Source organism: uncultured Novosphingobium sp. (genome assembly GCF_964277725.1).
Lineage (GTDB): Bacteria > Pseudomonadota > Alphaproteobacteria > Sphingomonadales > Sphingomonadaceae > Novosphingobium > Novosphingobium fluoreni.
Genome location: NZ_CAXYKL010000200.1, coordinates 1 through 8684 on the forward strand (window position 1 = coordinate 1; position 8684 = coordinate 8684).

The 8684-nt window shown below is 62.0% G+C and carries 6 protein-coding genes and 2 pseudogenes; 1 reads left to right on the forward strand and 7 read right to left on the reverse strand.

What is annotated here, in order from left to right; all coding sequences use genetic code 11:
* From ACHWRX_RS11300 to ACHWRX_RS11310, 3 genes and pseudogenes are all read right to left on the reverse strand, one after another.
* Positions 1–230, reverse strand: a pseudogene (locus ACHWRX_RS11300) (lysophospholipase); the annotation flags it as partial.
* 1151 nt (positions 231–1381) lie between these two features.
* Positions 1382–1567, reverse strand: a pseudogene (locus tag ACHWRX_RS11305) (hypothetical protein); the annotation flags it as partial.
* A 104-nt stretch (positions 1568–1671) separates the two neighbouring features.
* Positions 1672–2529 carry an aldo/keto reductase gene (locus tag ACHWRX_RS11310; RefSeq protein WP_394659287.1) on the reverse strand — a complete coding sequence of 286 codons (858 nt, stop codon included), beginning with the start codon at positions 2527–2529 and terminating at the stop codon, positions 1672–1674.
* A 224-nt stretch (positions 2530–2753) separates the two neighbouring features.
* On the opposite strand from ACHWRX_RS11310, the gene ACHWRX_RS11315 reads away from it, so the two are divergent.
* A complete protein-coding gene (locus ACHWRX_RS11315) occupies positions 2754–3845 on the forward strand; it encodes an SDR family oxidoreductase (RefSeq protein WP_394659288.1) in 1092 nt (363 codons plus the stop codon).
* Positions 3846–4047: 202 nt separating this feature from the next.
* Here the strand turns inward: ACHWRX_RS11315 and ACHWRX_RS11320 are convergent, their stop codons facing one another.
* The 4 genes from ACHWRX_RS11320 to ACHWRX_RS11335 form a co-directional block, all read right to left on the reverse strand.
* Positions 4048–4248, reverse strand: a complete 201-nt coding sequence (locus ACHWRX_RS11320; RefSeq protein WP_394659289.1) for a hypothetical protein — start codon at positions 4246–4248, stop codon at positions 4048–4050.
* A gap of 126 nt (positions 4249–4374) precedes the next feature.
* Complete coding sequence (gene trxC, locus ACHWRX_RS11325; protein WP_394659290.1) at positions 4375–4827, reverse strand: thioredoxin TrxC; 453 nt, start codon at positions 4825–4827, stop codon at positions 4375–4377.
* 575 nt (positions 4828–5402) lie between these two features.
* Positions 5403–6134 carry a Crp/Fnr family transcriptional regulator gene (locus ACHWRX_RS11330; RefSeq protein WP_394659291.1) on the reverse strand — a complete coding sequence of 244 codons (732 nt, stop codon included), beginning with the start codon at positions 6132–6134 and terminating at the stop codon, positions 5403–5405.
* Positions 6135–6247: 113 nt separating this feature from the next.
* Positions 6248–8684: autotransporter outer membrane beta-barrel domain-containing protein (locus ACHWRX_RS11335; RefSeq protein ID WP_394659292.1), on the reverse strand; the 2437-nt coding region annotated here is incomplete at its 5' end.

Here is an 8684-nt window from a genome sequence, read left to right on the forward strand (position 1 = left end):
GAAACCTCATTGGCGAACATCTGGCGGACCGCTTGGATCGTTGCCCCATTCACCCCTCGATTGTACGCGCGCCACGGTGCCATATCGGTGGCAAGCGTCGTCCATTTGTGCATGGTCGAGCTCCCGATGAACCAAAGCGAACAGGAACCGCCTGCGGCAGGGGGGAGCTTGGCATGGCGTTCAGCCCACTTCTGGAAGGCGAACCAGCTTGTGAGGACTGTAAAAAACACCAAAGCTCCTAGCAACAGCTTGCACCATTCTGGCCACGCAGCGGTTCGTTCAGCAAAAGGGGGCATTCTCTTTAGACCGTCTGTTGAGATGGGCGATTAAGGCTGCTTTTGCGAGCCTGATGGCATATGGCCGAGTGGGCCGGGATGCCCAGCCTATTCAACGGATCCACTTGGAGGCAACGCGGCGCAGAGCGATAGTTATTGACCTCTTCCTTACTACAGAGAAAGTTCGCGCGCGTTGATCGCGCATCAGTGGGTAGGCTCAACAGGCATATATATCGCGCGCTCAGACACACAACATTGCGGAGCGCATTGCCGGGCCTCGTACGCGAATGGGCGGCGAACGCCTTTTCAAAGACGTTCTACCGGGCGCGCGCTCTTATCGCACTGCTATTCTGGCTGCGCTGGAATGCGGGATGAGATTTCGATTTGATTGATCCGCAGAGAACCCCAAAGGCTGGACCGGCCTGGCCATTCGATGATCGACTGGTGCTTCTGGCCGTGCCAGTTCGAATTGGCCTTGCTTGGGGCGGCGCCGGCCTTGACCCAAGTGATCCGTTTTCCTTTCACATTGCAAGGTGGCTCTTCGAGGAAGAAAAATCGGCGACGAGGGAGGGGTATGAGAATATCGGCAGCATTTTTTTGGCTCGAACAAAACGCCCCAACGTACTGGGCGCTGATCAATACACTCGGTATTAAGATCTAGCACCGCTGTACATGCTCAGGCGCTGCGCGCTAATGTAAGAGTCTTCAAAGTAATCTTAAGAGGCGAGCATAGGTAGATTTCGGCCAGCATCAGTCTGAAGCCTACCCAGTGGTCATTCAGAACCTAACAAATTGGCGTGCGCTTTGTGCAAAAAATCTGCCACTGGACATCGCCAATGAACGGCAAAAATATCCCACTTCGCACCCTTTTAAGGCAAGCGGCAACGTCGACTATGATCATTCGTCTACATTCGCCTAGATGAAGATCGGGTCCCAACTAGAGCTGCCGATCGCAGTACTCGGCCAATTAGCTCACTTTAGAGCCGATGTAGAAGTAATTTCATCTCTTTGAGATTGCGCCTCAGCGGATCGGCGATCAAGCATACTGCCAAAGCCTTCAGCCCCATCCGATTTGGCGATCGGTGAGCCGCGTCGCTCTAGTCAACTCAGAACAGGCAGCTCACGATGTTGAATCGGCAGCCAGCTCTTGGACGGCCAAGGCGGGACCCCTTGGCGGCAGCTTCGCCGATGGCGACTGTCCCCTGAAAGGTTCGGTTTTTCAGATACGCTCTGACGGCGTCGGCGCCCTTGCCAACCGCATCGACGGCTTTTGGCAGTTCGTCGCGGCTGACGCCTAACTTGTCAGTTCAAATTTCGACTTCGTAATCCTCGACCATCGCGACCCGGCGGCTGTCCTGCGGTCCGCGCAGCGTCGGCTTGGCTGCCGCAACGCTGATCAAAGCATTTCCAACGGTCGCCGCTCGGTCGGCGCGGGAAACGCTGCATCGAGCCGGGCAAGGATGTCCGGTGTCAGGACCAGATCGGCAGCGGCGCGATTCTCGCGCACATGGTCGGCGGTGGCAGTCTTCGGAATTGCGATCAGGCCGGGCTGCCGCAGGGTCCAGGCCAGCGCGAGCTGCGCTGCCGTGGCGCCCATGTCCGAGGCCAGTGCGGCGAGCTTGCGGTTACCAATCAGGCGACCCTGTTCGACCGGGCTATAGGCCATCGCCGTCGTACCCTGCCCGGCCAGCCAGGGGAGCAGGTCTCGCTCCGGACCGCGCCGGGTCAGATTATATAGAATCTGGTCGGTGACGCAGGCCGATCCGCCGGCCTCGACCAGTTCCTCCATATCGTCGGTGTCGAGATTGCTGACGCCCCAGTGGCGGATCTTACCCGCACGCTGCAGGGCATCCATCGCTTCCACCGTCTCAGCAAGGGGCACATTGCCGCGCCAGTGCAGCAGGTAGAGGTCGAGCCGATCGGTGCCGAGCCGTTTGAGGCTTGCTTCGCAGGACCGTGGAAGCCGCGAGGGTGATGCGTTCTGCGGATAGGCTTTGCTGACCAGGAACAGGTCGTCGCGGCGTCCGGCAATCGCTTCGCCGATCAGCTTCTCGCTCGCACCCTCGCCATACATTTCGGCGGTGTCGATCAGGGTCATGCCAAGGTCGATGCCCGTGCGCAGCGCTGCGATCTCCGCCTCGCGGCGATCCTTTCGTTCGCCCATCATCCAGGTGCCCTGTCCCAGACAGGGCACTTCCTCTCCACCCGGAAGTACGACGGCGCGAACGGGACCGTTGGCGTTCGGTGTGGTCACCAGGCGGCTCGCTCTGTCGGGTCGATTATCATAAGTTCTGGTGTCCATGGGATGGTCCGCTGTCTCAACGCACGGCCGGCCATCTTGCCCCAAGAGGACTGCAATTGATGCTATAGACCTTCGGGGCTTCGGAACGCCCTGCGACGGCAGCCGTTCATCCTGGTGAGTAAGATGGATTTGCCGTCAGCCTGGCTGCCGTATGGTCCCCGGAACGGAGCAGCATGATGGCAAAGACAGCATTGGTCGCAGGCGTGAGCGGCATCGTGGGCAGCGCGACGGCGCAACTCCTCCTCGACCAGGGCTGGAATGTCCATGGCCTCGCGCGGCGCGCGACGGGACAAGCGGGGGTGCAGCCGGTTCTCGCCGACCTGCAGGACGCTGCCGCGAGCGCAGCGGCCTTGGCCGAACTCCAGCCCGATGCCGTGTTCATCACGACCTGGCTGCGTCAGGACAGCGAGGCCGAGAATATCCGCGTCAATTCAGCGATGGTGCGCAATCTGCTTGACGGGCTGCCCAAGCCTGTTGGTCCCCGCCACGTCGCTTTGGTGACGGGGCTCAAGCATTATCTCGGACCGTTCGAGGCTTATGGCGAAGGGGCGCTGCCGCAGACCCCGTTCCGTGAAGACCAGGGTCGGCTCGACGTCGAGAACTTCTATTATGCGCAGGAGGACGAAGTGTTCGCCGCCGCCGCGCGCGACGGTTTCACCTGGAGCGTCCACCGTCCGCACACGGTGATCGGGAAAGCCGTCGGCAATGCGATGAACATGGGTACCACGCTTTCCGTCTATGCGACGATTTGCCGCGAGACCGGGCGGCCCTTCACCTTTCCGGGGTCGGCGGCGCAGTGGAACGGGCTCACCGATATGACTGACGCGCGCCAGCTTGCACGGCAGCTGCTCTGGGCGGCGACGACCCCGGCCGCCGCGAACGAGGACTTCAACATCGTCAACGGCGATGTCTTCCGCTGGAGCTGGATGTGGGGCCGGATTGCCGCCTGGTTCGGGATCGAGCCTGTACCGTTCGACGGCAACGTCCGGCCGCTCGAGCAGCAGATGGCCGGGGATGACGCGATTTGGCGCCGGATCGCCGAACGCGACGGCCTCGTCGAACCCGATCTGCAGCGCCTGGCGTCACCCTGGCATACCGATGCCGATCTCGGGCGACCGATCGAAGTGGTCACCGACATGTCCAAATGCCGGCGGATGGGCTTCAGCGCCTATCAGCCGACCGATGATGCGTTCATCGCCCTGTTCGATCAGCTCCGTGCGGACCGGCTGATCCCGCCGGCTACCGGCGTCACTGGGGAACCTGGTTGATGGTCGGCGCGAACTTCCCGATGCGCCGGCGATGAACCGCGCCGAGCGCCGCGGGCTGGCAGCACGAACCCGGCAGCGCACACCTTAGCGCTGTGCCCGCTGCGCACCACACGCGGGGACACATGACTATGGCGCGAGGCACGCCGATCAGCCCGTGCATAGCGATCGCGCCTTAAATCGTTGCGGGGGGTAAGAAGACCGCTCAATCCCGTGCAGCGAACCAGTCGGCATAGGGCGTCGTTCGGGTCATATGGCGATTGAGGTCGGGCGCGCCATCGTCCCACCATACCGGACCGCGCTCGCCGAGCGCATGCTTGGCGCGATCGACTGCCTCATGTGCAGCGGTTTCGGCGTCGCGATCTCCGGCGCGTTTGGCGATGCCTACCGCCTGGCGGGCCGCCATCAAATCCTTCACCAGCGCTTCGCGCGTGGCAGCGGTGAGGGCAGGGTCTCAGTCGCCAGAGCCGGCCGCGCACCACGAAATAGCGGCCATCGGGCGTCATCGGGTAACCCCCGGCCACGGCGTCGCTCACCCGCCGCTGACCGCGGTGCGGGCCCAGCTGACGATTGCCTGTTCAGGCATCGCGCCGGACTGGCGTGCGACCTCACGGCCCTTGCGGAACAGGATCATCGTCGGGATTGACCGGATGGCGTAGCGCCCGGCGATTGCCTGCTCGGCCTCGGTGTCGAGCTTGCCGAGCCGCATATAGGGTTCGAGTTGTCTCGCGGCGGCGCTGAACGCAGGCGCCATCTGGCGGCATGGCCCGCACCAGCTGGCCCAGAAATCGACCAACAGCGGCAGATCGGCGCGGGCGGCATGGGCATCAAAATTGGCGTTGGTCAGGGCCACCGGCGCTGCACTGAACAGCGGCTGATGACATTTGCCGCAGTTGCCGCCGCCAAGCCGTTCGCGCGGAACGCGATTGAGACCCGCACAATTCGGGCAGGCAATGATCATTGCGTGGGTGGCAGTGGTCGCCATGCTCTTCTCCTGAGGAGCGGCGGCCTGCCGGCGGCCGCTGTTCCCTCCTGTCGGGATAACGCAACGATCGGCGATGCGCTCCCGGGTGGGCGTGCAGCGGCAGCGCATGTCAGCGCGCGGCCGGATGTATGGCGTGCAGCACCCGGCGGCGCGGGCGATCTCTGCCGAAATGCAAAAGCGTCCCCGTGCAACGCTCGCGAGCGCTGCATTTGAATGAACCCGAGGCTGGAAGATCGGACGCTACCAACCTTTCGATCACGAACGTCAGATTCGACCAACACCCGCCCTTAATAGCCAGGCTTGCGAATGACGGCTTTGTCTTACAATGCTGCGTTCACTCTGGCAGCATGCGACCAGAGCCGGTCACTCAAACTATCACCGGTGGACGTCCGCTCCTGACGAAAGCTGCTGATCGTGCCGGTCGAAGTGCACGCGTCGCCGCTGGATTCCATCGCTAGTCCCGCATGTGAGTAGGACGTTCGCTTGGACGCGATCACCGCCACTAACAGTTATGCATGCGACGGTATTTGAAGCGAAATGGATTATCTGAACGACAAATCTCTTTTTTGGTTGATCTAAGGCAATGGAAGCCAAGTTGGTTCTTGCACCAATTCACGCGATGTCGTCCCAACCCAGAGTTGAAGGGCTTTGATATCCAGGATCGTTACCTTTCCGCGTTCCCACTTGAGCAACCCCTCGTTGGCGAGCTCCTGTACGATCCGGCTAACATGCACGGTCGTGACGCCGATCATGTCGGCGACATGCAGCTGAGTAAGAGGAAAGCGGAAGCTTAGCCCGATTGAAGGGTCGCTGCGTAGCATCCTGTCGCGCAACTGCAGTATCAACGCAGCGATGCGTTGGCTGGTCGCGGTCCGTCCAACCATGACCAAGCGATCCGCAAGCATCACGCGCTCCTCCAAGGATATGAGGAAGAGAAGCGCAGCCAGGCGGGCATTGTTGTGAAAAAGCTTGCCGATCGCAGCTTGTGAGACGGTGCACACCTGGACATCGTTCAGGGCGATTACAGTGTCGACGCAAGTGGTAAAAGGTAAGCTTGTCAGCCCGACAAGATCGCCTGGCATATGCACCTTGACGATCTGTCTACCGCCTTCCGTCACATCTAGGCTGCTGATGGCCCAACCATCGAGCAACAGCATCGGGTCTGATACCGGGCTACCGGCTACCTGCAAAAAAGATCCTGCCGGATATCGGCTGGTCGGGCCAGCCATCTCGCGCAACGCGCGGATGTCATCTCGTTTCAATCGGGCCAGCGATGCAAAGCGAACGGTTGCGGCTTGTCCTTGCATTCCTGCTCTCAGACTCCGGAATGATGCTGGGCGATTTAAACGAAAAGCACCCAAACGCACCAGTCAGTTTGGTGTGCGGCCATTAGACCGCACACCAAGTCACTCATTTCAGATCAGAACTTGATCCGCAGTCCGCCGCGGCCGCCGCCGCCCTTGTAGTTGCCGCCTATGTTGCCGAAGCCTTCGATGAAGCCGCTGACGCTTCCTGCGCCACCGATGCTGACGCCGATCTTGCCTTGGCCATAGTCGCCGATCGCCCGGTTGCGATAGGCAAGTTCGGCACCGCCGGTATCGAAAGTCAGGCCATCTTCACCCTTGAACTCGTGGACGTAGTTGCCCTGCGCGTAGATCACCGCGGTGGCACTACCGCCAAGGTCGACCTTGCTGCCGATGCGCAAGCCTGCCTTGCCGCGCAAGCCGTCAAGCTGATCGAAGTCGATCGTCGCGGCCGGTGCGCGCAAGTCATTCAGATCGGTGCGGACGTAGGCGAGAGTGGCAACCGGTTCCGCGTAGAAGCTGTCGCTACCAAGGCGAATGCCCAGTTCGCCTTGGACGCCGTAGCTCTTGCCGTGAAGCTTGTCGCCTAGGCCCGAACTCGGGCTGTTCGCATTGATCCAGTAGTAGTCGTACTTACCAAGAACATTGGCGAACACACTGTTCGACTGGAAGCTGGCATAAGCGCCCAGGTTGACTGCATCGAAGCGGGCACCATCCGCCGATCCGGCGAACTTCACGTCGGAGCTTTGGTAGCCGCCAGTTACGCCGAACGCGAAGGCTCCATCGCCACCGCCGCCGATCCCCAGTCCGAGCTGGCCACCAAAGGTATCCTGCTTGTAGCTCAGATCGACGGCGCGGGTGAGGTTGAAAGAGGTGAACGTCTGGCTCCCGTCGCGCACGCTCGACTGGCCGTACATCTGCAGCCACAGGCGGCCGCCGTCGGCCTCGTAGCCCCCGAACTTGGCATCACGCAGCTCTGTCAGGTGAGCAGACACCGCATCGGCGGAACGGTACCAGAGCTGCTGTGCCGCCTCATTGATCCGCAGCGCACGAAACACGGTGTCGCCCGGCGTACCGACCAGCGCGAACGTGTTGTCCGCGGTATTGAAGGCAACATCGTAGCGCACGAGCCCGATATTGAGTGACTGCTGGGAGGTGGTCAGGGCACCCGCTACCGTACCCGCTCCGCCGCTGGCGAAGACCAGTCCGGACGTAAGCGCCGGTGTCGAGCCGTTAAGGTTCAGCAGAACCTGAGTGCTGCCGGTTAACGCGCCTCCCACTGTCAGGCGATCGGCTGCCAAGGCCGCGCCGTTGATCGTGATGTCGATCCCCAACGTACTGTTCCCGGTCCCTGTAAATGTGCCGGCCGTGGACAGGACATCGCCGGCATGACCGTTGCGCAGATCTATCAGGCCGGAATTGTTGAAGGTCTCTAGGCCGGTGAGGGTGACGGTGCCCGCAGCGGCGGTGCTTGGCAGAACCAGCAGCGTGCCGGTGTTGGTCAGGCGATCGGTGCCAGCGCCAAAGTCCTGGTTGAACAGGGCGCGGAACGTACCGTTGTTGGTCAGCACATCGTTGCCGCCGGTAAACCCAATCGTGCCGGCGAAGGCACCGTTGTTGGTAAACGCCAGCGGTCCACCCGTCGCGGTCACAATCGCACTGGTGCCGTTCCCGGTGATGGTGCCGCCGTTAGTGACTGACGAACCCATGGCCGAGGTCAACCGGGCACCACCGGTCGCGCTGGTCAGCGAGCCTCCCGAGCCGAGTGTCAGATTCGCCGTCGTGCCGCCGTTGACGAGGATCACCGAACCGGTTCCGGTCGTCGCCGCACCGTTCAGAGTGACCGATGCTGCGCCACCGATGCTAGTAGCGTCGATCGCTGGCACGTCGAAGGCCGAGACCGCGCCGGTGGTCACCGATACATTCTGTTGTGAGGTGGCGAGCACGCCCGTTGCACCCGTCCCGAGCGTCGTCACCGGGCCGGCGGTCACGTTTACCGGGCCACCAGTTGACGACGCGTTCACGCCCAAAGCACCTGCGCCCCCGGTCGAGATCGAGCCTGCCTGCACCGAAACCGCTTGTGAACCGATGGCGAGGATGCCGGTCGCACGATCACCGCTGGTTCGGATCGCCGCGGCGGAGACGTTGACGAGGCCGCCAGTCGATGTGGCGCTGACACCGAGCGCATCCGCTCCGGTCGTGGTGATAGGACCAGTAACGGCAACGATCGTGTCGCCGGCTCCGGTTGCCAGCACCCCCGTTCCCGAAGTCGTAACGGGACCACTGACGGCCACGTTGGCGGCACCAGTCGCGCTCGTCGCGCGTACACCAACGCTGTTGAGGCCGATGGTGGTGATGCCGCCCGTGTTAATAGAGATCGGTTTGGCGAGGCTGGTGGCATTGATGCCATCAGACGCCGCACCTTTGGTGGCGATGGATCCGTTGCCCGAGATGGTGACGGCGTCGCCGCTGGCGTAGATGCCGTTGGAGCCGTCTCCCACAGTTATCAGGCTGCCCGAGTTGGCGATGGTGACGTTGCTGCCCAACGGCGCA

Bases quoted from the DNA above. Each gene is read 5' to 3' on its own strand.
- ACHWRX_RS11330 (WP_394659291.1), bottom strand. From the start codon at position 6,134: ATGCAAGGACAAGCCGCAACCGTTCGCTTTGCATCGCTGGCCCGATTG.
- ACHWRX_RS11315 (WP_394659288.1), top strand. From the start codon at position 2,754: ATGGCAAAGACAGCATTGGTCGCAGGCGTGAGCGGCATCGTGGGCAGC.
- trxC (WP_394659290.1), bottom strand. From the start codon at position 4,827: ATGGCGACCACTGCCACCCACGCAATGATCATTGCCTGCCCGAATTGT.
- ACHWRX_RS11320 (WP_394659289.1), bottom strand. From the start codon at position 4,248: ATGGCGGCCCGCCAGGCGGTAGGCATCGCCAAACGCGCCGGAGATCGC.